Below are 26,355 nucleotides of genomic sequence, written 5' to 3' on the forward strand. Positions count from 1 at the left end.
GCGCATTATGGTGGCAATTTTTAAAAAGATTTCAACAAAACCGGGGACGGATTTTTTAAAATTGAGGGATACGCCGAATCGTCACATTTAATTGATGGATTCGCTATTTTCCTTCCTATCCATTTAATTTAAGTAGATTGAAAAATTTTATTCTACCTTATTTTACGTATTTTTATTATTTTATTGAAATTTTGTTTTTCAGGTGAATTTATGTCTTTAAAAAGTCTCAGAACGCATTACGCGGCGGAAGTCAACCCGGCCGCCGAAGATGGAAAGTCGATTACGCTGGCCGGCTGGGTTCATGAAATCCGGGATTTGGGCGGCATTTGTTTTGTTGTCCTGCGCGACCGGACCGGTCGGGCTCAAATCACGCTTGTGAAAAAGAAAACGGAGCCGGAACTATTAGAAATCGCAAAGCGCCAAGTCCGGGAATCGGTCATTACCGTTACGGGAATCGTAAAAGCCGAGCCCAAGGCGCCCAATGGTTATGAAATAATCCCTACATCGATTGCGCTTGTCAACGAATCCACGTCTCCGCTGCCGATGGACACCACCGGAAAAGTGGACGCGGAACTGGACACCCGTCTCGACAATCGGTTTATTGATTTGCGGCGCGCGGAAGGAACGGCGGTTTTTTTGATTCGCAGCCAGGTTTTAAAGTCGATTCGCGAATTTTTCTATGAAAACAAATTCATGGAAACGGCGACCCCAAAAATTGTAGCGGCGGCGACCGAAGGCGGAACCGATCTATTCCCGATTCAATACTTTGACCGGGAAGCGTTCCTCAATCAAAGCCCGCAACTGTTTAAGCAAATGCTCATGTCATCCGGATTTGACCGTGTTTTTGAAATCGGTCCGATTTTCCGTGCGGAGGAGCATGACACTCGCAAACACCTCAATGAAGCGACATCCATTGATGTTGAAATGAGTTTTGCCGATCACGAAGATGTCATGGAACTTTTGGAAAAACTGATTGCTCGGGTGTACGAGGATGTTTTGAAAAACTGCGAGAAAAGCCTTGAAATTTTGGGCGTTGACCTTAAAGTTCCGAAACTGCCGTTTTACAAATATGCGTATGAAGAGGTTTTAAGTATTATCAACAATGAAATCCCGGAAATTGAAACCAAAATGAAATTCGGGGATGACATCGGAACTCAAGCTGAACATCTTTTCGGAGAATATGTGTTCCAAAAGACGGGTGAGTCCCACTATTTCATTACGGCGTGGCCGACCAAAACCAAGCCGTTTTACGCGATGCCGAATGCCGTGCGCCCTGAAATTTCCAACAGTTTTGACATGATGCACCGCACAATGGAATTGTCTTCCGGCGCGCAGCGGGCACATTTGTACGACATCCTTTGCAGCCAGATTCAAGCCAAGGGTCTGAATGTCGACAGCTTTGAATTTTATCTCAAGCCGTTTCTGTTTGGAATGCCGCCGCACAGCGGATTTGGTGTCGGCTGCGAACGGTTGGTCATGACCATGCTGGGTCTTGACAACGTTCGGGAAGCGGTTTTATTTCCAAGGGACAGAAAACGCTTGTCTCCGTAAGCGAATTATATTCAATTCAATTCTGAATTAAATAATCAATTCAATTGAAAAATTGCAAAAAAATTGTCAAAAATCGTCAACAAGAAATCAAGTAAAAATCAAGTAAAAATCAAGTAAAAATCAGGAGTCTTGAAATGTCGGACAGAAATCAATCGCAGGAATCGCCGGAAAAAAAGGCGGCCGGCATTTATGCCGCGTCGCTTGTCCAAGACGGGGATCGGGTCGGCCTGGGGACAGGTTCCACCGTTGCGTATACCATCCGCGAATTGGGCCGGCGTGTCCGGGAAGAAAATCTCAGCATTGTGGGTGTTGTCACGTCATTTCAGTCGGAGGCGATTGCGATTGAGGCCGGCGTCCCGCTCACGACGCTTGCGCAAACTCCCCGCCTGACGATTGCGATTGACGGTGCCGACCAATTTGACCAAAATCTGATTGCAATCAAAGGCGGCGGCGCCGCGCACACGCGCGAAAAAATAGTGTCGATGTCAGCGGATCGTTTTGTGATCGTATCCGATCCGAAAAAGAGATCGGATGTTTTGTCTGTTCCTGTTCCGGTGGAAGTGATGCCGTTTGGGAAAGAGTTGGCAGTCCGGCAGTTAAAAGAACTTGGCGCCAATCCGGTTCTTCGGGCGGCCGCGAAAAAAGACGGCCCGGTGATTACCGATAACGGTAATTTTGTTTTGGATTGTGATTTTGGGTCCATTCCAAATCCGAAAGAGCTGGCCGCGAAAATTTCACAAATTCCGGGCGTAGTCGAGCATGGAATTTTCATGAACGCCGATGAAGTTGTCATTGGAAAAACAGATGGCAGCATTGAAATTTTAAAGAAATGATTTTTTTCATTTCATTTGCTGTTGATTTTTTCATTTGTTTTTTCATTTTGCTTTTTTTTGCCTTTGTTTTGGCATTTTTTAATGCTTTTTTTTTGTTTTTTCATTTTTACCGATTGGTTTTGTTTTTTGTGTATTTGTTTTCCTATTTTGTTTTTAGTATCTCTTTTTTTTGTTCTTATGATTTGTGAATTGGGTTTTGATTCGTTTTTATTGTTTTTGTGAATTTATTGTTCCACTTTTATTTCCTCTAATAATTCCCGCATAATGTTTTTCAGTTCATTTCGGTAAAGACGAAGATCGACCGCATTCATTTTTTGAACCGGTATGAATGGACGGATTTCTTCCGATTCCGTATCGTTATAACCGTTTACGAAATCATCAATCGCCGCGCGGATGATCAATGATTTGGATTTTCCGGTCCGGCCGGATATTTTTTTGATTTCGTCATCCACATAAGGGCTGAGTGATATGGAAATTTTTCCTTTCGGTAATTTGTCTTCGGCGGCAAAATCCATCAGCAAACCGTAATCCCAATTCGATTCTTTTTTGTAAATCTTGATTTTTCCCAGAAATTCGCACACGGAGATGTAGACAATATCTGAGATGGAACCGAATTTTTCAGTGGCCTCCAAGTTTTTGAGTTTTGTGAGGGTGGATGGGCTGACCGAAAGTGAAATAGACATTTTTTTTCGATGGGCTTGAGACATAGGTCATATAATAGTAAATGATGGTTATTACTATTTTTGATGCATATTTGTCATTAAATCCTTTTATATGACTAAAATGTAGTAATTTTTGGTAAAATTTATATATCTTGACAACTATGTAGTGTATTTGCCGGCAAAAACAAAATGAACGATTCGGCAAAAATCAAGTCCCTTTGATTTTTGCTCCAATTTATTTGTCAAACCGGAGGGTTACGCATTGTTTTTCAGGGTGTCGCACGGGCGTTTTAAATATCACGCCGGGCGGCAAAAACGATGTGGCAACCTACGCGAAATATCAAACAGACATGTGTGGCAATGTATTGAATCAAAATGATTTCGGAATATAAAGTTTATGGGTCAAGATAAGAACAGAGGATTTATTCTTACAATCTTTAGAATAAGTAAGTATAAATTCTCATCCCTAAAATTATACCTAAATTCGCATTCCTTCAAATAAAGATAAAAATACTTTTTATTAATTCCTCTGTGTTTACTCATTCTGATTTTTGAGAATCCCCAAAAACCTTCAATCCCGTTAATGTGACTTTTTCCATTAACAAATTCATCCTTACCATGGTCTACACGATAGTGTTTACCATATCCCAAGTCCACCAAACCATCATATCCATGCCATTTATCCGAGTAAATAACGCTATTGGTATCTACTTTTCCCCGGATAATAGATTGCAATGTTGATTTGGAACAGTCCGGAACGATTTCTGTATAAACCTTCCCATTCCGTTTTATCAATCCGAAAACAATTGTCTTATTGCCGGCACCGCGTCCTCTCTTGCCTTTTACTCGTTTCGGGCCAAAGTAAGATTCATCAACTTCATATTCGACTTCAATATCTCCTTGAAAGGGTGATTCTGATTCACAAAATTTGGCAATCCGCTCGCGGATTGCCATCAAATATCTGTTGATGGTTACACGGCTCAATCCTACTATTTGGGATATTTGTGTCGCATCCAGATCTAAGGCAAATAGTCTCACAATTTGGCGAAATTTTGCCTCAGAAATTTTCGAACGGTAAACATATTTATTTTTCACTTGCATGATCATGATTTAAACACCATATTATTTGGCTGTTCTTGTCATGACCCTTCTATTTTTTTGATTTCAGTCTCATGTATCGTAAGTATACAAATGAATATCCGATTCCGTTTGGAATTTGAAGTTATTTTTAAAATCGGAATCGTCCGTGATGTAATTGAAACATCCGGCCTCGCATTTTGAATGAGCGGCGAAAAAGTCAATCGGGTCGTAAACATGGTTTTCAAAAGCAGAAACAAATTTTCGAATCTCCTCTTTCGTAATCGCATCTTCCTCAATTGAATAAGCTTGTTCAATCTGTTGAAGAATGAAGTCCAATTTATATTTCAATTTCAGCCGCCCCGATTGGTTTTGACGGTAACGTTTCAATTTTATATTTGGATTATTGTTTCTGCGGTAACGGTCAAATTCCCATTTTTCAATGACATGCAACACTTCTTGCAGATTTAATGTGGAGACAAATAATGTTTTTTCCATTTTTTTGAAGGCGTTTAACAAAATCCAAGTAAGTTCTTCGTTTTGTTATGTTCTGATTCGGATATTCTTCATCCACATAATAAACAAAAGAATATTCGAATCCAAAAAATAAATTTCATCCGGATTAATTTCAAGCAGATTCGATATTGTATAAATCATTAAATCAACCCCATATCTTCTAAAAGCTCTTCGTAACTTTCTGTTCCACTCCTCTTCCTTCCGGCGTCAGGCTGGAATATTCAACAGAATTCACGTAAGCCAGAGATCGTAAGCCCCTTGTCCGACCTTGGACAAATTTTCCACGAAAATCCGGGAATTAAATTCCTCCACTTTCATTTTATCCAGCCGGTCCATAAAAACCCGGTTAAAGAAAAAAGTTATAAAATATTCCATTTCGGAAAAGTCAACCGTTACGGTTTCATCAGTTTCCAAAGCTTTGTCGATGACCGTTTTAAGAATCTCGGCTTCCTCTCCGGAAAATCCTTCCTCGATGTAGTTTTTTGCTTTAATCGTACACATGTGAAAAACATCTCTCTTAATTTTTAGTATTATAAGATGATTTTTTTTCTCTATCAACTCTTTTTGAAAACATTTAAAAAAAACTCTAAATAAAAATTAAAAATCGATTTTTGTGTTTAAAACCACAACTATCTTTTTTTGAAAAAAAATAAAAAACGATTCCTGATCCTTTCCCGACGCGCGCCGCCGCCAAAAATAAAAAACAGATCAACAATAAATTCCTGAAAAAATAAATCCTGCAGCCGTTTTTTTGGAAAAATAAAAAAGAGATGAATAATAATTGATCTGAAATATCCCAAAAGTGTCGCGAAGAATTTTTATGAAAATACCTTTTCCATTCGAATCAATGCTTCTTCTATTCTTTCGACGGAAGCCGCATATGAAATTCGGATGTTGTTTTTGCCGGATTCCCCAAAAGCAATTCCCGGGGAGACGGCCACTTGTGCTTCTTCCAGCAGCCGGTCGGTGATTTCGGCCCCGGTTCCAAATTCGCTGACATCCGGATACGCATAAAAAGCGCCGTCGGGCATGTCACATTGAAGCCCGAGTTTCACAAGCCCGTCCACAAGAACGCTCCGGCGCTTCTTGAATTCCTTTTGCATATTCATAACGGTGTCTTGCGGACCGGTTAAAGCCTCGAGGCCGCCGTATTGAACAAAAGTAGTCACATTGCTGATGGAATGGCTCTGAATTTTTTCAAGACTTGGAAAAACAGATGCCGGCGCATTTAAATATCCGAGGCGCCAGCCGGTCATGGCGTAAGCTTTTGAAAAGCCGTTGATTGTAATCGTCCGGTCGGCCATGTTGTCCAAAGACGCAATACTGACGTGCTTTTTGTCGTAAATAATTTTTTCATAAATTTCATCCGACAACACAAAAAAATCGTGATCTATCGCCAAGTCGGCAATTTCCAAAAGATGAGATTTATCCAAAACGGAGCCGGTCGGATTGCACGGCGTGTTGACAACAATCATTTTCGTTTTTGGGGTAATGAATTCCGAAAGATCGTCCAACGGCTGATACTTATTTTTTGGGTCGGTCGGGATCCAGACAGTTTTTCCACCCGCCATTCGGATGCACGCGTCATAAGAAACCCAAGACGGGTCTGGCAAAAGAACTTCATCGCCTTCATCAATTAAGGTCATCATCGCTTCAAAAATACCCTGCTTCGCGCCGGGCGTAATCATAATATTTCCGGCCTTCGTGTCGATTTTGTTTTCCGTTCGAAGCTTTTGCGCCACCGCTTCCCGAAGAGCGGGAAGACCGACCGCCGGAGAATAATGCGTTTCTCCCGATTTCATGGCATCGATTGTTTTTTGCGTAATGTTGGCCGGCGTATCAAAATCCGGTTCTCCTAATGTAAAATTGATGACGTCGACGCCCCGGCTGATTAAATCTTTCGCTCTTTTTGAAGATTTCATCGTCGCCGATTCTTCCACCCGCTCCACCCGTGAAGATATCATAAAATTCATCCCGTTCAAAATCGTTATTACACGTCTATGTTTTGTTAAAAAGTGATTTGGTCCGTCCAACAATAAATAAAACAAAAATATTTAAATGAAATATTTAAATGAAAAATTTTTAAAAATCGAAAAGTCATCTTGATTATTTAATCCGCTGGCACAATTTGACAGCCGCTTCCACCGCTCTTTTGGCGTAATCCATTCTTTCCATTGCCTGCATGCGTGTCATTCCGGGACCGGAAATTCCAAGCGTTACCGGCTTTCCGTATTCCAAAGACAAGTCTGTCATTTTCCGGGTGACTTGCGCCACGACCACTTCATCGTGTTTGGTATCGCCTTCAATGACGCACCCGATGGTCACGACCGCGTCAATGTTTTTGTTTTCGCACATTTTTTTAATCGCAAGCGGCATGTCATAAGCGCCGGGGACGTAAATTTTCTGAGTGACTTTGGCCCCTAAGAATTTGGCGTGTTCTTCGCCCAAAATTTCCATTTGGTAGGTGATGTCGCGGTTAAATTCGGAAACAACAAAACCGATATTAATTGTCATAATGATTTCATCCTTTGATTTACAATAAAATTCAATAATCTACAAATTTATCTAAAAAAGTAATTTTTAAAAAATTTATTTTAAATATAACTGTTTGTACTTAAAAATGTTGAACATTTATATATGTTGTCAGTCCGCCCACTTTTGCGGCAAAATCACAAATAAATTCCGGACCCGATTTTTCCGGCCCCCCAGATTAAAGCGGGTTTGCGTCCGCAAATCCTTCCCGCTGTCCGGTTCCGGCTTCTTGAATCATTTTTTCCGGGCGCGTTAGCATTTTCACGACATTTTGCGCGTGTTCCCGGGACCGCTGTTCCATTAAAAATTTGAGCTCCTGGTCATCTTTTCCTTCATCCTCGTGGACAAAAACCTCAATGATATGTTTGTTAGTCATCAGTTGCGCCATCATGATTCCTTGAGATGCTTCATGTGCGCAGATTTTGTCTTGCGGCTGTTTTCCAGGCATTCCAAGAGCGATGACAATGTCGCAGTTTTGTTCTTCCAAAAGTTTTTTTGACGCCACCGGTAAATCTTTAATTCCGGGGACGGTCACCCGGATGAGTTTGGCGGAAATCGAGTTTTTCAATTCATCAATTGCGGCGGCGCCCATATTGTAACGGGCAAAAGTCGTATCTGCAATTCCAATTGTCGGCATGAATGAAAAGAAGAATGAAAAATAGATAAATGTTTGCAGTCTGTACAGTCACTCGATTTTCAAAAATAGAGTCAAATTTGACCGCCATAAAATTAATTAAAAAGCAATGTCTTCTTGGAAATGGATTTTGAAACGGATTTTGAAACGGATTTTGAAACAGATTTTGAAACGGATTTTGAAATGGATTTTGAAATGGATTTTGAAATGGATTTGAAATGGATTTTGAAATGGATTTTGAAACGGATTTTGAAAACGGATTTTGAAAACAGATTTTTAAAAATCATCTTTGGATGCGGGGTTTGGGTGTAATTTTTATGAACGTGATTATTTTGGACGGATATGTGGATGAGCCGGCTTGTTTTGGTGTTCCGCCCTACATTTCTCCTTACCCGCGTTATGTCGCCGGTGCGCTTTTAGAATGTGGTTTTTCCGCCGATAATATTTTGTATTTGACAATTGACCAAGTCCGAGCGACCGGAAAAAGCTGGACGCAAGCGATAAAGACGGCCGACGTTTTTATTGTTATTTCCGGAATGACGGTTCCCGGAAAATATCTGACCGGAACGCCGATTACGGATGAAGAAATCCGGGCGCTGTTCCGGCTCGCCGGCGGAATCAAAATACTGGGCGGACCGATTCGCCTGGGTTATTCACAAGAAGGCGGCAAAATCGCAACGGCGGCTGATTTATTTTTACCCAAAGATGTTCTTTTGGCTCAAAAAGATATTGAAAGCTTTGTTTTTGATTATTTTCAAAACACAAACGGTGCCCCTCAAAACCCCTCCAATCAACCCCCTTCCAGCCAACCCCCTGCGAATCAAAATTCCAATTTAATTGTCCACCGATACCGGAAGACTCCGGAAATCGCGCGTTGGTCCAAAAACGGCGCTTTTGTTGTTGGTCAGCACCCGAATTTTCCGGACATCATTTGTGAAATTGAGACGTATCGCGGGTGCGGCCGTAAAAAACATTGTTCTTTTTGCACGGAATCCTTTTATGGGCGCCCGGATTTTCGGGATGAAGAAGACATCGCCGCTGAGGTTCGGGCGCTTTATGAGAATCAGGCACGGCATTTTCGAATCGGCCGCCAGCCGGATTTATTCGCCTACAAAGGAATTGATGCCGGCTTTCCTTTTTTAAAACCAAATCCGGCGGCGATTGAAAATTTGTACCGCGGAATTCGGGAGGCGGCACCGGACTTAAAAACGCTTCACATGGATAACGGAAATCCGGTAACGATTGCCGCGTTTCCAAACGAAGCCGCCGAAATTTTAAGAACGATTATCCGATATCACACGCCGGGAGATGTGATTGCGATGGGGCTTGAAAGTGCGGACCCGGCTGTCATTTCCGCTAACGATTTGAAAGCGTCGCCGGAACAAGTCATGGATGCGATCCGCCTGGTGAATAAAATCGGGGCGGCCCGCGGCGAAAATGGAATGCCGGAAATTTTACCCGGCCTTAATTTTGTTCACGGGCTTTTGGGAGAAACCAAAAAAACATTCCAGCTCAATGCCGATTTTTTAAAACAAGTTTATGACGAAGGATTAATGCTTCGAAGAATCAATATCCGTCAAGTGATGGCTTTTCCAAAAACACCGATTTTTGAAAAATTAAATGCCGGCAGCAGCCATCCCCAAAATCAAAAAGCGGATTTGTCCCAAAAATATGTTTTGGACAAAAAATCAAATTCAAAACACATGCAAAAGAACGATTATTTCCAAAATTATAAGGAAAAAATCCGAAAAGAAATTGATTTGCCGATGCTTCGCCGTGTGGTTCCTGCTGGAACGGTTTTAAAAGATGTTTTTGCGGAAATTCACGAAACCACCTCCGCGTCCAAATCCGAAATAACATTTGGCCGTCAATTCGGAACGTATCCGCTCCTCATCGGAATTCCCGAAAAATTAGAACTTGGGCGGTTCTATGATATTGTTATTACCGGGCACGGTTACCGCTCCGTTTCCGGAATTTTGTATCCGGTCAAAATCAATTCCGTATCCGCGGCCTTGCTCAAGGAATTGCCGGGTCTCAATCAAAAGATGGCGGAGTCAATCCTTTCAAATAGGCCTTATGCCGACGAAAAAGAGTTGATTGAAAAATCCGAACACGGAAAAATGATTGTGCGGTTTGTGAGTTTTGAGGCGTGAATTTTTCAAAATTCTTTCTTTTAAAATTTTAACCTTTATACATTAAAATTTTGCCAATTCATAATTTGTGCTTCTGCCTCTGGCCGCCTCTTTTATTAAAATTCCTTTTTCGATTAAATCTTGAATGTCCCGAAGCGCCGTATCATTGGAACACTTCGCGATTTTTGCCCATTTGGAGGTTTGAAGCTTTCCGTCAAAACCATCCAAGAGTTTGTTGATCATCAGCCTCTGTCGTTCATTCATCAACGTTTCTTTATGAATGGTCCAAAACTCGGATTTTTTAAAAATTTGGTTCAAAACGCTTTCCGCAGATAATAGCGCCCGCTCCAAACAATTCAAAAACCATTCCAGCCAAAGTGTGATATCCAAATCTTTTGAATTTTCAAGAACGGAATAATACATTTTTCGTTCCTTTAAGATTTGAGTGGACATACTGTAAAACCGATCGGCACTGCCATCGGAGCGTGCCAGCAGCATATCTGAAATCGCCCGCGCCACCCGCCCGTTTCCATCGTCAAACGGATGGATGACGACAAACCAAAGATGAGCAACACCGGCCTTGATGACCGGATCCATTTCCTTTTGGCCGCTTTTGTGATTTGTTTCATGACTACTTTCATGACCACTCTCATGGTTGAGCCAATTCAGGAATTTTTCCATTTCCGCGGGGATATTGGCGGCGTCCGGCGCTTTAAAATGAACTTTTTGTTTGCCGGCCGGACCCGAAACAATTTGCATTGGTCCATATTCATCTTTTCGCCAATTTCCAACCGTTATCGGATAAATTCCACTTTTTCCAGCCGGAAATAAAGAGGTGTGCCAACTAAAAAGACGGTCGGTTGTCAGCTGCATTTGATAATTTTGGGTAGCATCCAGCATCATGTCCACCACGCCATCCACGGTCCGGTTGGAGGACATTTTTTCCGGAATATCAATTCCCAACCGTTTAGCAACAGATGAGCGGACTTGATCCGGATTTAAATATTCTCCTTCAATTTCCGAGGATTTGAGAACGTCAAGTGTCAGTGTCAAAAGAACAGCGTCCGCTTTGAGTGAAAAACCCAAGGAAATCATTTTTCCGAAAAGTTTTCCCTGCAAATTCCGGACGCGTCCGAGAACGGGAAGAAGATGCCCCTCATTCCAAGTAAAAGACGGCCAGTTCTTTTTTTCATAAATATACGATTCAAAAGACATAATTTTCATTCTTTTGCGGTAAATCAAATAAATTATTCTCCATTATTCACCGCACATTATGCGGTGAATATATAAATTATTTGCCGCATTTTGTGCGGTGAATAAAATGGACAGTTGCTATGATAACATTTGTCTGATTTTGAAAATGGGTTTAACAATTGGGTGGAGGCGTTCTTTAATTTCATAACTTCTTAGAAATCATGAAGTTCTGCCCTTCTTGGAAGCGAGATTGTGGGATATGTCGGCTGCCTTCGCGCTATTAAAAGATTTCTGATTTTATACCCAATCGGGTTCAAAAATTGAAAAATCATCAAAATTATACCTTTTTGGGTATATTTTGATGTGTATTCTGAAATCTACATCAAATCGGGTATAATTTAAAAAAGAAATACGAAAATGAAATACGAATATGAAATGTGAAAATGAAATACGAAAATGAAACTCAACCTCAAAAAAAGTTCTATTTTTGCAGTTTGCGGTAGCATGCGCACGTTATTGCAACAAATTTTAAAAAATAAAAGCAAAATCAGCAGGTCCAAATTGAATTGATTTTATGTGAAGTTCTGCACCCTGTTTTAGTTTTATAGTCGGCTGCACTCTGTTTATGATTATGAAACTGCTGCTCACTTCTCGCCTGTCCATCTATTCTTGTGAACAAATCCGATCTCAATCAGATGCGCTCGCGCATCTGATTGAATCGGGAGATTTTCTTTGAATTGGATTTGCAGTCCATCATTCAAAATTTTCGCCCTGAATTTTTTGGGGGTTTGTTTGAAATGAAAATAAAGGAATGAAAAAAAACGAATTGAAAAAAAATCAACCATTGGTTTTGAAAAACTTTAAAAAATCTGCTGTCATAACGCGCGCAGCGGCGGCATAAAATAAAAAGAAAGAAGGAATTGCTTTAGATCACTTCAATTCCCTGTTTTTTGCACAATTCCAAACTCATTTCCCGAAGTTTGTATTTTTGAATTTTTCCGCTTCCGGTCATGGGGAAAGCATCCAGGAAAAAGACATACTTGGGGATTTTGTAGCGTGCGATTTGACCGCGGCAGAAGTCTTGGACATCTTCCGCTTTCATCGTGACGCCTTCATGCAAAATAATGAACGCGCCAACCGCTTCGCCATATTTTTCCGACGGCACGCCCGCCACTTGAACATCTTTAATGCCGGGCATCTTGTACAGGAATTCTTCTATTTCGCGCGGATAAATATTCTCTCCGCCCCGAATAATCATGTCTTTGATCCGGCCGGTAATTTGGAAGTTGCCGTTTTCATCCATAATTCCCAAATCTCCGGAATGAAGGAATCCGTTTTCATCAACGGCTTCTTTTGTCGCTTCCTCGTTTTTGTAATAGCCTTTCATAATCAAATAGCCGCGACAACACATTTCTCCCTGAACACCCGGCGGACATTCTGTATTCGTTTGCGGGTCCAACACTTTGACTTCCGTAAATTCAAACGGACGGCCGACTGTTGTGTACCGCACATCGGCGGAATCGTCAATCCGGGTGTGTGTCATGCCCGGCGAAGATTCCGTCAGGCCGTAAACGCTTGTGATTTTCAAATGCATCTTCTCGCTCACTTTGCGCATGAGTTCAATTGGGCAGAGGGAGCCGGCCATGATTCCTGTCCGAAGGCTGGTTAAATCAAACATGTCAAACATCGGATGATTGAGTTCGGAAATAAACATCGTCGGAACGCCGTAAAGTGCCGTACATCGCTCCTTATGAATGGAAGCCAGCGTGAGAAGCGGGTCGAATTTTTCAATCATCACTTGTGTGCAGCCGTGCGTCAAGCAATTCATGGTCGCAAGCACCACACCGAAACAATGGAAAAGCGGAACGCAAACGCAAAGCTTATCGTTTTGCGTAAACCGCATGTGTTCGCCCGCCAAGTAGCCGTTGTTTGCGATATTGTGGTGGGACAGCATCACGCCTTTTGGAAAACCGGTAGTTCCGGAGGTGTATTGCATGTTGACCACATCGTGGCAATTCACTTCGGATTTGGCTTTTTCCAAAACAGCGTCCCCGACATTGTTGCCCAAAAGCAAAATTTCAGCAGTATTGTACATGCCGCGGTGTTTTTCATGACCGATGTAAATCACATTTTTCATGTGCGGGAACCGTTCGCTTTTCAAGTGCCCGCGTTGGCAGGTTTTGAGTTCCGGCAGCATGTTGTAGGTCATTTGAACATAGTCGCCGTCAAACGTTCCGTCAATAATGCACAGGGTATGCATGTCGGAATTCTCCACCAGATATTCTAATTCATGCTGCTTGTAGCTGGTATTTACGGTAATGCACACCGCGCCGATTTTGGCGCACGCGTACAGAAATGTCAGCCAGTCGGGAACGTTGGTTGCCCAAAGTCCCACATGATATCCTTTTTGAACGCCGATTGCCAAGAGTCCTTTGGCCATGTTGTCGACGCGCTTGTTAAAATCTTTCCAGGTAAATCTCAAATCACGGTCGGAATAGACAATATATTCTCTGTCCGGCGTTTCTTGGGCCCAATATTCGAGCCATTCTCCGAGCGTCCGGTCAGAAAGCATAAGCCCATTCTGATTTCTTGTGTCTGTCATATCTCATTACTCCGTCTGCTTTTTTGTGCCGATTTTTTGGGTGACGTTATTTTACATTGGAGCGTACACAACGGCCAAAATTTTCGCGCCGGTCTCGTCGGCCGCGCACACCAAATGGTTCACAATGGAATCATAATAGATGCTGTCGCCTTCTTCCAAAATGAACGTATTTTGACCGTAAATGATTTTGACAAATCCTTCCAGAACATAAATAAATTCTTCACCCTCATGGGCGGAAACCGCCAATTTGGATTCGTCCGCCGGATTGATTTCAACAATGAATGGCTCCATGCTGCGCCCGGTTTTTTGCGGGGCAAGCGCAAAGAAATTGTTGTGGGATTTGGCATGCTTTTCCGTATTGGAATTTGACGTTTGAATGCTTTCATTGGCTTTGTTTTTTCGGGTGATTGCGGGCCCTAAGTTGTCCGAATCATCCAAAAACGTGCCGAGGCGGACGCCGAGAACACGCGCAATTTTAATGAGCGGTGCCAGTGATGGAATGTTGGTGTTGTCTTCAATCGCCGTCACTTGAACCAAATCCAAACCACTTCTTTTGGCCAGTTCCTCTTGCGTTATTTTTTGCGATTCACGAATCGCTTTTATTTTTGTTCCGATATTTTCAGTCATAGTCATCCGCTGATTATTGATTTTTTTTTGAAATAATGTCTTTGAAAATATTTTACATTTAAGACTTGTATTTTGATTGTTGATGGATTGGTTGGGTTTTTCGCTCTCAAGTTCCGGCTTCCCAGTCATCCGTGTAGCATTTTTGTTTGTCGCTGAGCCGGTCAATTTCAACATCCATGGATCTTAATTTGAGAAGCGCGATCCGTTCGTCAATTTCCGCCGGTACTTTGTGGACGCCGTGTTTTAATTTATTTTCCGCAATGTACCGGACGCCTAAGGCCTGGTTGGCAAAACTCATGTCCATGACTTCCGCCGGATGACCGTCGCCGGCCGCTAAATTCACCAGTCGTCCTTCCGCCAGCACATTTATTTTTTTACCGCTGCCATTGAGTGTGTATTCCCTAATGTTTTTCCGGACGGTTTTTACGCCGGAAGATAATTTTTCCAGACCCGGTAAATCAATTTCCACATTAAAGTGGCCGGCGTTGGCTAAAATCGCGCCGGATTTCATGAGCGGGAAATGCGCGCCGGAAATCACATCGCAGTTACCGGTGGTGGTCACAAAAATGTCACCGATTTTGGCAGCGTCCGCCATCGGCATCACGCGGCAGCCGTCCATCCGGGCTTCCAGCGCACGCACCGGATTGATTTCCGTCACAACAACTTCCGCTCCAAGCCCGGCCGCACGCATGGCAATTCCCCGCCCGCACCAGCCATAACCGCCGACGACAACTGTTTTTCCGGCAACCAACAGATTGGTGGTTCGCATGATTCCATCCCAAGCGGATTGTCCGGTTCCGTAGCGGTTGTCAAACAAAAATTTGGTTTGTGCGTCGTTGACCGCAAGGACGGCCATTTCAAGCGCTCCTTCTTTTTCCATGGCCAAAAGGCGGTGGATTCCGGTTGTGGTTTCCTCGCATCCGCCGACAATTTTTGGGAGAAGGTCGCGCCGCTCTTTGTGAAGTTTAAAAATCAAGTCGGCGCCGTCATCAATGGTGATGTCGGGCGCAATGTCAAGTACCTGGTCGATCGCTTCATAATATTCGGATGTGCTGCAATCATATTTGGCAAAGCAGGAAATACCGGGAAGGTTCCCAAGTGCCTGCGCCACGTCGTCTTGGGTGCTGAGGGGATTGCATCCCGTAATTGCAACGGTTGCGCCGCCGGCTGCCAAAGTTTCAACCAAGACCGCGGTTTTGGCTTCCACGTGAAGGGCCATTGCAATCTTTTTTCCTTTCAGCGGTTTTTTCGCGGCAAATTCCTGCCGGATTTGTTCCAGAACCGGCATATGATTCTTTGCCCATTCCATTTTTTGGGTTCCGGATTCTAAGAGTTCCTTGTTTGATAACATCTTTTTCCCCTCAATAATTTGTAAATTTATTGTTGATTTGTTGTTAATTTGAGGGAAATTGTATTGATGATATAAATAATCCATGAACAAATTACAGGAATATAAAAAAGAAAGAATATTTTTTAAAAAATGAGGATACAAAAATAAACAAGAAAACAAGAATATAAGAATACAAGAATACAAGAATACAAAAAAATAACAAACTTTACAGTTTGCTGCATCTGTTTCTAATTATGCAACTTGCTGCGTCTGTCTCTGATTTTGCAGTTTGCGTTTATCTGTTTCTAAACTTTCAGTTGCTGCGTCTGTTTCTAAATTTTCAGTTGCTGCATCTGTTTCTAAATTTTCAGTTTGCTGCATCTGTTTATTAATTTACGGTTGCTGCAATTCACAACAATCTGCAAAATCAGACGCTTTAGCGTCTGATTTTGCATGACGGCATGCACGAAAAAATTAGAATTAGAATCGAAGAGAATTAGAATCGAAGAGAATTAGAATCGAAGAGAATTAGAATCGAAGAGAATTAAATTGAAAAGTAGAGTTAAAATGAAAGTAAAAATGAAAGTAAAAATGAAAAAAGAAAGAGGGAATTATTTGTGTTTCACAAATGTTCCGCGGTCAAGCTCGTAAAACGCAAATTCAAGTTCCTCTCTCGTGTTCATCACAATCGGTCCGCCCCACGCCACCGGTTCTTTTAAGGGTTTTCCGGTAAGAAGAATGAACCGGACCCCGGATTTGCCGGCCGTTACCTCAAAAATGTCGTTGTTGTCAAACAAAACAGCGCTTTTTTCCAAAACCGTCAGCTTGTTTTCGCCGGCATCCAAAAATTCGGCACCTCCTTCTAAAATATAAATGAAAAGCGTGTCCGTGGGATTCGTTTTCCATTTCCAAGATTGAGCGGGTGGAATAGAAACGTCCAAATAATTAATCGGAACATAATCCGCTTGCATCGCTCCCTTTTTGTTGCCGTATTCGCCGGCCAAAATTTTTACCGTCATGCCGTTTTCCACAACCATCGGAATTAAATCGTGTGTCAGATTCCGATATTTCGGGTCCGTCATTTTGTCCCGGGCCGGAAGATTCACCCAAAGCTGGCAGCCCAGCATCCGGTCAGCCGGTTTTGGCATCTCCTGATGAATTATTCCGCTGCCGGCCGTCATCCATTGACAATCGCCGCCGCCAATAACTCCTTTATTTTTCAGGCTGTCCTCATGCTCCACCTTTCCGGAAATCAAATACGTCACTGTTTCAATTCCGCGATGCGGATGATGCGGAAATCCCAAAATGTAATCGTCCGGATTTTTGGAATCAAAAGCGTCCAGCATCAAAAACGGGTCAAAGTCGGCAACATCCTTGTGTCCGACAACGCGAACCAATTTCACACCGGCCCCATCAATTTGATGGGTTCCCCGAATGATTTTCTTTATTTTTCGAACCGGCATTAGAATTCCTCCTCAAAATGTAATTTAAATTATTAAATAAATAAAACAAATGAGGGGCGGACTGGTATATATATATTTTTAATTAAATGATTTTTTGTAGATATTTATCGAAAATAAGGAGGATGTCAAAAAAAGAAAAAAAATAAAAAAGAAAAAAAGAAAAAAAGAAAAAAGAAAAAAGAAAAAAGAAAAAAAGAAAAAAGAAAAAAGAAAAAAACGAATCCCGGTATTTTATAATTTTTAAAAAAATCGGGCACCATAACGTGTGCGCAGGCCGCCTCCGTAAAATATGCAAAAGTCAATTTTATTCGTCTTCCAAATCTATTTCAAAATCAACTTCAGACTCAACATCAGATTCGGATTTAAACTCTTGCAATTCTTCTTCCGGCAATTTCTCCTCCTCCGGGAATTCTTCTTTTAACTGGTCGATGTCAATCGCCACGCCTTTTTTGATTTCCGCCACAGTTTCGTCAATATCGCGTTCGATTTGGTATTTTTTGGAAAAATGGTTGATGACGTTTTCGACGTCGCGCCGAAGAAGCTCATCCGCATGCGGGTGTGCAAGAGTGACGTATTGCGGCCAGTCGATGATTTGAATGCCGTCTTCCGATACGAAAATATTGTATTCGCTCAAATCGTTGTGAATAATTCCTTTGGCGTAGACTAATTTCATTTGCCGGAGAATTTCGTCCAAGTACCAATCCGGATCCAAGACTTTTGTTTTGGAAAGTTCGCTTCCTTTGGCCACTTCCATCACAATCGTGTGCCGGTTTTGGTCAATGGGTTTTGGCAGGGAAACATCCGGCCAGAGTTTTTTCATGATTGTAAATTCGCGGTCGGCGGAAAGCCTTGCGGCATAAATCCATGAGAAATGTTCTTTTCCCGCCAAGTGTTCCCGCGTTCTTTTGACTTGCTTAAAGCTGGTCCGGCCTTCGCGGTGAAGTTTTAAAATGAAAGTTTCGGGGTCGGCGGCGGCAATCACCGGCTCTTTTTGAACTTCCATGACAACCGATTCTTTTCCAACGCCGATTTCATCGCCGATTGCGGAAAATGTCTTTCGCTGAACATAAGTGTGAAGCGCAAGCGCGTCATATGCCTCAAAATAAATCTTATAGCCTTCGTAAGGGTCAAGCGTCCCAATGACCATTTTTTTCCGGCGAAGCCACTCCAGCCGGTAGCGGAGTTTGTCCAGCGGAAGGCCGGCAAACCGTTGGATTTCTAAAAGCGGCACCCATTCAAAATCCCGCATTCCAAGTTCGATTCCGGCCAAAATCCGGAAATCCTTTTTCGTGAATTCCTTGAAAATTTTTAAGGTATCGTCAATCATTTCAAAAGAGGAAGAAGCGGGATAATATATAGTTGTTTTTGGTGGAGAATAAAAAAACTGGAAAATGAGGGGAAAGGTGTTATGAAAAAATCCATTTCTCTTTTTTAAAAAAATTTTGCAAACTAAAACATGGAACCGAATATTCTTGACAGATATTCGGTATTTTGGGAGCATTTTCTTTAAATTTTTCAGTGGTAACGACAGTTCCTTTTATGGAATAGGCTTTTGCAATAATAAATGGATCCGCTGCCGGGAGACCTTCTAATATATTTTTCCGGTTGATTAATTGTCTTCCGGCTGGTTTTTTGAAAAGTTCCGCGATGAAATTAAACTCTTCCGGTATTGGTTCCAGAAAAATTCCGGAATTTTTGTGAATCCAATTCGTCATTTTCGGAAGGTTGTTATGTTGAAGAAGTTCGTTTTTTGCTTCGGAAACGCTGATGATTTTTCCGTCTAAAACATATTCATTTACTTTTTTCCAAAGCCCCGGGAAAGTTTCCGAATAATAATTCCGAAATAATTGGCTGATGATGCTTGTGTCAAAAACGTAGATGTCATCGGCATCGAGATCATAGGAACGAATGGTTCGCTGTTTTGCCGGCTTTACTTGCGCCATTTGTTCCACCTCAAAATGGCGGCCTCTTCCAATTTTGGAATATTGTCAATTTTTATGCCGCCAAGATAAAGAGAAGCTTCTTGGTCTGTAATTTTGTGGTCGTTGTAGGCGGACAAAACGGTTTTGAGGTAGGCGTCGCCGAGATAGACAGCCATGTTGCTGTAATAGTTCCCGCCTTTCGTTTTATCTTCTTTTTTGTTTTTGGAAAAATGAGCCCATTTCGAGATGAAAATTTCATACGTATCCGGTCCAATGATTCCAAAATCCAAAAACTTTCGAAGAATAACTTCCCGGCTGACATGATAGATTTCCGCAATTTCGGAAATGATCTCGCCAAACAACTCCGAAAGGCAATCTGAAAGCAAATCGGATATGCCGGCGTTTGTTTCACTTTCAATCCGACGGATTGTTTGTTGGAAATCATCATCCGGAACCAAAAGTTTGCCGGCGATTTTGTTGCACAAAATTTCAACATCACGAGCACTGGGTTCAAGTTCTTCGATGAAACCATCATTCCGGTCAACAATGCCGCTGGTTTGCATCGCCAGATGCGCGAATTCGTGAAACAGTGTGAAAATGCAGCGGTTATCGGTGTGTGAATTGTTGAGGCAAATCAAAGGATAGCGTTCATCGTATAGGCAAAATCCGGAAATATCGTCATTTAAAAAAGCGTCCCGAGTCACTAATATGCCCAAAGATTCAAATGCGAAGATCCAGGTTTCAAGCGCCTCTTTTGAGTCTTTCCAGCTTTTTTGTTCGTCCAAAGAAACGCCAAACAATGAACGGAATCGTATGTGATCAAGATTATTTTTTTGAACTTCAGATGATATCCAAGAAAAATTCTCAAAAAATAATCCCGGATTTTCGCTGCCCTTCAAAAGTTGGTCCAGCTCCTTCATGTTTTCCAAAATTGATTTTTGATTTCGGAACAACAGAATCATATGGGCATCCAATTTGTCATAAACAGAATCGGGAAGTGTCCGAAACGACGACCGGATTTTGTATTCTTCAGGAATCTCCGGAAATAAAAAGATTGCCAATGGGATTTTGTAAGCGGTCGCCAGCTTTTCCAGCTGAGCATAAGTCGGAAATAAAGTTCCGGCTTCCCACTCTTGAATAACTTCAGGTTTTTGACCGATTTTTCGGGCAACATCTTCGATGGTCATGTTGAAGGAAGTTCTTCCAAAAGCCAGAATTTTTGGGTTGACTTGGAGACCTGGATTGGTTTGTGACATGAAGAAATCGCCTGTTGTGATCGTCATGAAGAATTTGTTAAGTTGTTTAGGGATTTGAATCTTTTTAAATTTTTGGAGGGATTATAAAATTAGCAATTCGGCTCATCATCTAGATATTTGAGCATATTTTTTCCTTTTTGTGTAAGATAAATATTGGAGCTTTTTCCTTCTTTCTGAACTTCAATAAAATTCCATTCATTTTTTAACTTTTCAATAATATTTTGATTTAACCACGCATAATTTTTTGCTTTTTCAAGAACGGAAGATGATGAACTTTTTTCAAAATAGGGGTAATTAAATTGTTTTGCAGTTTCTTCGCTCTCTCCAATGTACAAAAGTAATTTTTTCTTTGTTATAGTTCCTTCTTTCTCCGAATTTATCTTTTTTAATACTTTGATTAATGGTAGCGTAGGTAATTTTGTGGGAAACGTAACAATGTCAACGATTTCTTTTACTCCAGTCGTTCTGAGTTTTGGAAACTGCCCATATTCTGATTTTTCATTTCGGATTTCATCACAATCAAGATATTTTTCAGGTTTCACATAGTAGGGAATAATATTGTAATCTTTATCAAACATCATAGAACTAATAGTTCCAGCAACAGCTGATAAATTGCTTCCAGATGAAATATTTATGTAAATCAAATTTTCTTTTTCCCTTTTAATAATATTTTTTAATTTGTCAAGTATACATATTATATCATGGACATCATCAATTAACTCAATAATGACAAAAATCCCTTTATTTTTTAAAATTTCTTCATTCTTTTTTAAATAAATAAGACCATCATCTTCTTCTTTTTTTGAAATGAGGTATACTTTATCTGCCCTATTTTTGATAGCTGCTTGACTAATCCTGTCTATTTCAAATCCAACAACAGCAATGTGTATTCTTAAAGGTACTAGATTCATATTTTATTGATAAGCTTTAATTATTATTTAAGCTTTTGAATGGTAATAAGGATAGTAAGTATGTAAAACTTACTATGTTAGCAACAATTATATACTTGGAATATAAATTATATTTATCTCTCTTTTAAAAAATGGAGAGATATATTATTAAAAAGATGTTGAAGAGAAATAAATATGAAAAAGAAAAAAAGTTACAAATATGCGTTAAAAAGAGGTAGCAAACCAGTTTATTATGGCATTACAAATAATTTAAAACGTCGTGAATCAGAACATCGAAAAATAAAAAAATTTGATAGGCTAGTTAAGATTGGTAGAGCTTGTAAAACTGAAAGTGCACGAAAATGGGAAAAAAGCAAGTTGAAAACTCATAGAAAAACCCATCATGGGAGAAATCCCATATATAACAAAAACAAAACAGGATAAAGATAATATGACTTCAAATAGAGATTATAAAAAATATGAACTTAAAGATGGACACAAAACTGTCTATCGCGGAATCACAAATGATATGGATCGACGTATGGTTGAACATACACAAGATAAGAAATTTACATCAATGGTCCAAATCGGAAAGTCCTGTACAGAAGAAAGTGCCAGATCATGGGAAGAAGGTTCACTTCAAACTTATAGAGATAATCATGGAGGAAAAAATCCAAAATATAATAAGAAAAAAAATGGATAATCAAAAGAAATGATTTGTTCAAATGAACAAATCATTCCAAAATATTAAACACTTCCTCGACTTGTATATTTTGTAAAATCAATCAAATCAGCAAATTGTTTCTTCCCTATTGATTTAATATCTTTAAAATCATATTTTCCATCGATATTGGATACAATCTTTCCAGACGGGGAAATCATCAGATATGAATTAGTCATATCTTCATTTGATTCAAATACAGGTAATATTCCACCTACGAGTCTAATATTTTTATGCATTTTTTGAAAATTCTTGAATTGGAAATCTGTTATCTGGAACCTTTCATTGAATTTATCATTTTGATTTAAAATGGGTAAATATTGGAATACTTTCCATCGTTGTGGTTGAATAAATTCGATAAAATTTTTCATATTTTCTTGATAGTTAAGAAGGGTGACAACTGTATTTATTTTCAAAGGAATTCCTACATTTTTGATTAAATTGATAGTGTCAAGAGTGTTTTGAACATGACTTCCACATCCTCTTCCCATTTTTAATTGAATTTGTTCATCTGATGAGTCAACCGATATTCCAATTAATTTCAGTTTTTCCGCCAGATAGTTGATGTTTTCAGCAGTTATCATAGACCCGTTCGTGATCATTGTCATCTCAAATCCCAAGTCGTTTCCAATTTCAAGCATATCATTGAAAAGAGGATGAAGCATTGGTTCACCTCCTGCTAAATTTATACGCTCAACTCCCATTGACTGAAGATTTTCAAAAACCTATGAAACTTCACACTTTGTTCTTACTTCATTATCCAATTTTGTGGCATAGCAAAATTTGCAATGGTAATTACATCTATCCGTTATGTGCCAATTTGCAGTGTTTTTCAAATCAAACACTCCTTCTGGGACCATGCTGAGAGTTTGTTTTCAAATTTGTACTTATTTTCTTCTTCGAAACAAAAAAGAACAAAACACTGAACAACAAGTGAACCACCATTCCAAATCCAAACATCATGATGATGAAATGAAGAGAAGCAGTGAACCAACCGCTTAAGAACAGCAAATAGACGATTCCATAATAACCGATGTTCACGATAATGGAAATCAAAAACAAATATTTTGTTTTTCCAACAGAAACAAAAACACTATCAAAAACAACAGCTAGCGCATATGCAACATAGAATGGAACTGCCAAATACAAAATGTTCAAAATTGTTTGCGTGTCCTGGGCATGAATAACATTATCAAACATAATTTTCCATAAGGGGACGCTGATAATCCAAAGAAGGACAACAAAAATCACAAACAAAATGTAGTTGTAAATTCTAGAATATCCCTTTACATAATCCCTTTTGACAATTTCGGCAATGACCATAATCGGAATCAATAACCAACCCCAAATGAAATTGTTCGCAAGCCAATAGACGCCGGCTGAAGAAACTTCATTAACCATTTTCATTACAATTAACATGTAAATGATATTATCAAGAACGATTTGAGAACCGGAAAAAAGACCAACTCTGCCCCATTTTTTCATGACATCCCAATCAAAACCAAATTTGAATTGAAGAAGACCGATTTTATACAACAGGATTAATGATACGGTTGCCATGATCAGATTGCATGTGATATTTGTCATAGCTAATCCGATGACTCCGTAACTTGGAATTAAAATCCAATTGCCAATTGAAAGAATGATAATTTTTGAAACCAACAGGGAACGAAGAGTTTCCACTCTCCTTTGACAACCAGCAAGACATAAATGAAAGAGAAAACAAATCCGACAATAAAACCAATGGTTTCAAGTTGGAGATAGTTAACACTTTCCGCTGGTGCGTTCATGTAAGCCGTCAAAGAACTGGCATACAGATAAATAATGATGGAAACCAGCGCATACAGGACAAATCCAACTGTCAGGATTTGAGCAATACGGGATTTAAGTGCCTTTTTGTCTTGAACAACCTCATTAAACAAGAAGTAGAGAGGCACTGTCAAAAATGCCAGCAATGTTTCATTAAACAGGTCAAACCATTCAATTTGGCCGGCAATATTCAAAACATGATTTTCCAGACCGGAAAGTAAGTGATCTACGATTAACTGATTGATGCCGGGAATAAAATAAAAAAGCATCAACGATGCGATTAAAAACCATTCTTTTTTCAAAAAACGTTTTTCTTTTAACTGATTTTTCAGAGCATTTGCCGGAGCAAAAACACTTATAGCGACTGCAGATGCTAATGGTAATTGTTTATTCATTTCTTATACACATCCTCTCCGAAGAGTTCTTTCATTGAAACGAGTAGTTTGAAGCAATTTGAAAAGACTTCAAGACAAATGCAGGTAATGTGTAGCACCAGCGTTTTACCGCTATACTGTTTCTGAAATACTTTTTAAGGGTACCTTTTTGATTGATTTGCAACCATGTCGTTGCAAATAATACCATAGGATTGTTTTGTATAAAACATTTTTTAAATTATCCTAAAAAAATAATAATTGAAAAATAATTAAATTATTAGATAAAATTCCTCATCAAACCCCTTTCCATCCCTTCTCAAACCCTCAAATAATATTCCTCGACCGTTGCAGAATCCAAACCCCCGGCATTTCAATGCATGCCTCAAATTCTCAAAAATAAAAAAACTGAAAGAATACCCTGAAGCTCAAGACTCTCAACGTTAGATTTTATAAGAAAAAAATTACTCACCGGCACAAGTTCGTCTAATGTACCATAAGCAAAAACTGCCAACGGCGAATCCTTATCAATATAATAAATTGGCGACACCTTCAAAAGTTCCAAAGCCGCACCACTCTTTCATTTTCCAAAAAAAGAATTCATCCCATCAGTTTTGTTAAAAGTATTGCAAAAACCGAAAAAACCTCTTTTTTCAAAAACCCTCAAAAAACCGCCCCCTTCGCGCGCGCATGCCATCGCACCGAAAAAACCGCCCCAAAAATCAATAAAAAAAGCCGAAAAGAAAAACTCTTTTCGGCTTTAATTTATGTCACAAATCCGGATCAGACCTTTTTCGGGCGTCCGCGTTTCTTTTTGGGTTCGGCGTCGCCGCTTTCCTCTTCGAAAATTTCTTCTTCTTCAAAAAATTCCTCTTCTTCCACGATTTCTTCTTCCATCATGTCCGCCTTAGAACTTTTCTTCGATTTTTTCTCCGGCTTCGCTTGAATTTCTTCATCCGCCGCCGGCTTTACTTCCGCGTCTTTGGACTTGGCCGCTGTATCTTTTTTCGGTCTTGCCTTTGGCTCAATTTTCGGCTTCGCCTCTTGATCCAATTTTCTTGAAATCAGCCGAATATCTCCCGTTCCCATCTTAATCGGTTGCCCGACAATGACGTTTTCCGTGACACCTGCCAACTCATCCACGTTTCCGCGCATGCCGGCGTCCAACAAATGGTTCACCGTCACTTCAAAAGCGGCTCTCGCAAAGACACTTGCCTTCTCACCGGAAATACCGTGACGGCCAATTTGCTTTACTTCCCCGTCGCTCGTCATCAAGTCGGCGACAAGCATAATGTGACGGATATCCACGTTTAAACCCTGTTCACGCAACGTGCTTGTCGCTTCCGTGATAATCGCGTTTCGTGCGGCTTCAATCCCAAGAACCGTGTAAATTTCGCTGATGTTGTTCGTCGTTGTCCGGCGCATGTCGACGCCCTCGATTTCAATCACTTCGCTTAAAGCCGAACCTTCTGTGTACAAAACATATTCATCGCTGTCGTTGCTCTTTCGAATCACGACACGCTTAATGTCATCAATGCCCTTAAGCGTAACATCATGAATCTTTTTCGCCAATTGAAGCAAATCCCGGTAGCGCTGGTCCTTAGGCGTTAAATCAATCTGGAATGTGTTTTCATTCTCCTCAATGACCGCATCGGAAATCTTGTCCCTAAAAATCGCGACAATATCATTGAAATTAATCTCACGCCGAAGCATATTCTTTTCATTGATATTGATCACAATTTTCATTTGCGCCAAATCAGTGGTTACCGAAGCGATTTGATTCACTTTCGTCGACTCAATCCGCCACGCCACCTTTTGAGCTTTGTCTCGGTCAAATGCGAAATCCATTTCCTCGTTGGGCAAATTCCGGTTGTTGCTCAAATAAATCGTCATCGTCGGCGTACTCGGAATTTTTCGGGCGTCCACAATCTCAATCAGACGCGGCAAACCAAGCGTGACGTTAATTTCCGCCACTCCTGCGTAGTGGAAAGTTCTCATGGTCATCTGTGTACCCGGCTCTCCAATCGACTGCGCCGCAACGACGCCCGCCGCGTCACACGGCTCAATCCGAGACAACTGGTATCCTACCACCACACGGTCGATAATTTCCAAGAGTTGCTTTTCCGAAACTTCCGTCGCGATTGCATCCTCACGCAGGGTGGTAAGGATGTTTTTCGGAAGAGGAAGCCCGCCAATCATACCATCGATTTTATCCAAAGATAATTTTGCCATA

Annotated in this window: 26 protein-coding genes and 1 pseudogene; 6 read left to right on the forward strand and 21 right to left on the reverse strand. The window is 40.6% G+C overall.

Going from position 1 to position 26,355, the window contains the following annotated elements; translation table 11 throughout:
• The first annotated feature begins 210 nt into the window (after window positions 1–210).
• Both aspS and rpiA read left to right on the forward strand, forming a co-directional pair.
• A complete protein-coding gene (gene aspS, locus MsAm2_RS02675; RefSeq protein WP_338098265.1) occupies window positions 211–1,551 on the forward strand; it encodes an aspartate--tRNA(Asn) ligase in 1,341 nt (446 codons plus the stop codon).
• Between the two features lie 134 nt (window positions 1,552–1,685).
• On the forward strand, window positions 1,686–2,384 hold the full coding sequence (gene rpiA / locus MsAm2_RS02680) for a ribose-5-phosphate isomerase RpiA (RefSeq protein ID WP_338098266.1): 699 nt from the start codon (window positions 1,686–1,688) through the stop codon (window positions 2,382–2,384).
• A gap of 224 nt (window positions 2,385–2,608) precedes the next feature.
• Here rpiA and MsAm2_RS02685 read toward each other — a convergent pair whose 3' ends face one another.
• From MsAm2_RS02685 to ribC, 7 genes are all read right to left on the reverse strand, one after another.
• Complete coding sequence (locus MsAm2_RS02685; protein ID WP_338098267.1) at window positions 2,609–3,067, reverse strand: ribbon-helix-helix protein, CopG family; 459 nt, start codon at window positions 3,065–3,067, stop codon at window positions 2,609–2,611.
• Window positions 3,068–3,448: 381 nt separating this feature from the next.
• A complete protein-coding gene (locus MsAm2_RS02690; protein WP_338098268.1) occupies window positions 3,449–4,147 on the reverse strand; it encodes an IS1595 family transposase in 699 nt (232 codons plus the stop codon).
• A 69-nt stretch (window positions 4,148–4,216) separates the two neighbouring features.
• Complete coding sequence (locus tag MsAm2_RS02695; protein WP_338098269.1) at window positions 4,217–4,621, reverse strand: hypothetical protein; 405 nt, start codon at window positions 4,619–4,621, stop codon at window positions 4,217–4,219.
• Window positions 4,622–4,870: 249 nt separating this feature from the next.
• Entirely contained in the window at window positions 4,871–5,140 is a 270-nt protein-coding gene (locus MsAm2_RS02700; RefSeq protein ID WP_338098270.1) for an STAS-like domain-containing protein, read from the reverse strand.
• 317 nt (window positions 5,141–5,457) lie between these two features.
• Complete coding sequence (locus MsAm2_RS02705) at window positions 5,458–6,603, reverse strand: pyridoxal phosphate-dependent aminotransferase (RefSeq protein ID WP_338098271.1); 1,146 nt, start codon at window positions 6,601–6,603, stop codon at window positions 5,458–5,460.
• Window positions 6,604–6,745: 142 nt separating this feature from the next.
• Window positions 6,746–7,153 carry a 6,7-dimethyl-8-ribityllumazine synthase gene (gene ribH, locus MsAm2_RS02710; RefSeq protein WP_338098272.1) on the reverse strand — a complete coding sequence of 136 codons (408 nt, stop codon included), beginning with the start codon at window positions 7,151–7,153 and terminating at the stop codon, window positions 6,746–6,748.
• A gap of 196 nt (window positions 7,154–7,349) precedes the next feature.
• A complete protein-coding gene (ribC, locus tag MsAm2_RS02715; RefSeq protein ID WP_338098273.1) occupies window positions 7,350–7,808 on the reverse strand; it encodes a riboflavin synthase in 459 nt (152 codons plus the stop codon).
• 120 nt (window positions 7,809–7,928) lie between these two features.
• Between ribC and MsAm2_RS02720 the strand changes: the two genes are divergently transcribed.
• Together MsAm2_RS02720 and MsAm2_RS02725 are read left to right on the forward strand one after the other, a co-directional pair.
• A complete protein-coding gene (locus tag MsAm2_RS02720; protein WP_338098274.1) occupies window positions 7,929–8,117 on the forward strand; it encodes a hypothetical protein in 189 nt (62 codons plus the stop codon).
• 5 nt (window positions 8,118–8,122) lie between these two features.
• Window positions 8,123–9,958, forward strand: coding sequence for a radical SAM protein (locus tag MsAm2_RS02725; RefSeq protein ID WP_338098275.1), 1,836 nt, complete (start codon window positions 8,123–8,125; stop codon window positions 9,956–9,958).
• Between the two features lie 42 nt (window positions 9,959–10,000).
• On the opposite strand, the gene MsAm2_RS02730 is transcribed toward MsAm2_RS02725, so the two are convergent.
• The 10 genes from MsAm2_RS02730 to MsAm2_RS02775 all read right to left on the reverse strand — a co-directional run bounded on the left by MsAm2_RS02730 (window position 10,001) and on the right by MsAm2_RS02775 (window position 21,242).
• Window positions 10,001–11,152: a Fic family protein gene (locus MsAm2_RS02730; protein WP_338098276.1), complete on the reverse strand. Its 1,152-nt coding sequence runs from the start codon at window positions 11,150–11,152 to the stop codon at window positions 10,001–10,003.
• A gap of 904 nt (window positions 11,153–12,056) precedes the next feature.
• Complete coding sequence (locus MsAm2_RS02735) at window positions 12,057–13,733, reverse strand: AMP-binding protein (RefSeq protein ID WP_420846977.1); 1,677 nt, start codon at window positions 13,731–13,733, stop codon at window positions 12,057–12,059.
• A gap of 51 nt (window positions 13,734–13,784) precedes the next feature.
• Window positions 13,785–14,360: a helix-turn-helix domain-containing protein gene (locus MsAm2_RS02740; protein WP_338098277.1), complete on the reverse strand. Its 576-nt coding sequence runs from the start codon at window positions 14,358–14,360 to the stop codon at window positions 13,785–13,787.
• 106 nt (window positions 14,361–14,466) lie between these two features.
• The gene (locus tag MsAm2_RS02745; protein WP_338098278.1) at window positions 14,467–15,711 is read right to left on the reverse strand and encodes an adenosylhomocysteinase; all 1,245 of its coding nucleotides are present in this window, start codon (window positions 15,709–15,711) and stop codon (window positions 14,467–14,469) included.
• 231 nt (window positions 15,712–15,942) lie between these two features.
• A complete protein-coding gene (locus MsAm2_RS02750; RefSeq protein ID WP_338098279.1) occupies window positions 15,943–16,071 on the reverse strand; it encodes a hypothetical protein in 129 nt (42 codons plus the stop codon).
• A 230-nt stretch (window positions 16,072–16,301) separates the two neighbouring features.
• Window positions 16,302–17,153: a pirin family protein gene (locus MsAm2_RS02755; RefSeq protein WP_338098280.1), complete on the reverse strand. Its 852-nt coding sequence runs from the start codon at window positions 17,151–17,153 to the stop codon at window positions 16,302–16,304.
• A gap of 304 nt (window positions 17,154–17,457) precedes the next feature.
• On the reverse strand, window positions 17,458–18,480 hold the full coding sequence (locus MsAm2_RS02760) for an RIO1 family regulatory kinase/ATPase domain-containing protein (protein ID WP_338098281.1): 1,023 nt from the start codon (window positions 18,478–18,480) through the stop codon (window positions 17,458–17,460).
• Window positions 18,481–18,559: 79 nt separating this feature from the next.
• Window positions 18,560–19,096: a DUF4411 family protein gene (locus MsAm2_RS02765; protein WP_338098282.1), complete on the reverse strand. Its 537-nt coding sequence runs from the start codon at window positions 19,094–19,096 to the stop codon at window positions 18,560–18,562.
• Complete coding sequence (locus MsAm2_RS02770; protein WP_338098283.1) at window positions 19,084–20,358, reverse strand: ImmA/IrrE family metallo-endopeptidase; 1,275 nt, start codon at window positions 20,356–20,358, stop codon at window positions 19,084–19,086. The genes MsAm2_RS02765 and MsAm2_RS02770 overlap by 13 nt, the downstream gene beginning before the upstream one ends.
• 62 nt (window positions 20,359–20,420) lie before the next feature.
• Window positions 20,421–21,242 (reverse strand): HFX_2341 family transcriptional regulator domain-containing protein, encoded by an 822-nt coding sequence (locus tag MsAm2_RS02775; RefSeq protein ID WP_338098284.1) that lies wholly within the window; start codon window positions 21,240–21,242, stop codon window positions 20,421–20,423.
• Between the two features lie 174 nt (window positions 21,243–21,416).
• Between MsAm2_RS02775 and MsAm2_RS02780 the strand changes: the two genes are divergently transcribed.
• Together MsAm2_RS02780 and MsAm2_RS02785 are read left to right on the forward strand one after the other, a co-directional pair.
• The gene (locus MsAm2_RS02780) at window positions 21,417–21,665 is read left to right on the forward strand and encodes a GIY-YIG nuclease family protein (RefSeq protein WP_338098285.1); all 249 of its coding nucleotides are present in this window, start codon (window positions 21,417–21,419) and stop codon (window positions 21,663–21,665) included.
• Window positions 21,625–21,924 (forward strand): hypothetical protein, encoded by a 300-nt coding sequence (locus MsAm2_RS02785; RefSeq protein ID WP_338098286.1) that lies wholly within the window; start codon window positions 21,625–21,627, stop codon window positions 21,922–21,924. Before MsAm2_RS02780 ends, MsAm2_RS02785 begins: the two co-directional genes overlap by 41 nt.
• A 44-nt stretch (window positions 21,925–21,968) precedes the next feature.
• On the opposite strand, the pseudogene MsAm2_RS02790 reads toward MsAm2_RS02785, so the two are convergent.
• The 4 genes and pseudogenes from MsAm2_RS02790 to rpoA2 all read right to left on the reverse strand — a co-directional run.
• Window positions 21,969–22,649 (reverse strand): annotated as a pseudogene (locus MsAm2_RS02790) (viperin family antiviral radical SAM protein); the annotation flags it as partial.
• A gap of 130 nt (window positions 22,650–22,779) precedes the next feature.
• Window positions 22,780–23,529 (reverse strand): hypothetical protein, encoded by a 750-nt coding sequence (locus MsAm2_RS02795; protein ID WP_338098287.1) that lies wholly within the window; start codon window positions 23,527–23,529, stop codon window positions 22,780–22,782.
• Window positions 23,530–23,558: 29 nt separating this feature from the next.
• Window positions 23,559–24,053 (reverse strand): hypothetical protein, encoded by a 495-nt coding sequence (locus MsAm2_RS02800; protein ID WP_338098288.1) that lies wholly within the window; start codon window positions 24,051–24,053, stop codon window positions 23,559–23,561.
• An 852-nt stretch (window positions 24,054–24,905) separates the two neighbouring features.
• A complete protein-coding gene (rpoA2, locus tag MsAm2_RS02805) occupies window positions 24,906–26,354 on the reverse strand; it encodes a DNA-directed RNA polymerase subunit A'' (RefSeq protein WP_420846978.1) in 1,449 nt (482 codons plus the stop codon).
• Window position 26,355 lies beyond the last annotated feature (1 nt).

This window comes from Methanolapillus ohkumae, assembly GCF_032594355.1.
GTDB lineage: Archaea > Halobacteriota > Methanosarcinia > Methanosarcinales > Methanosarcinaceae > Methanolapillus > Methanolapillus ohkumae.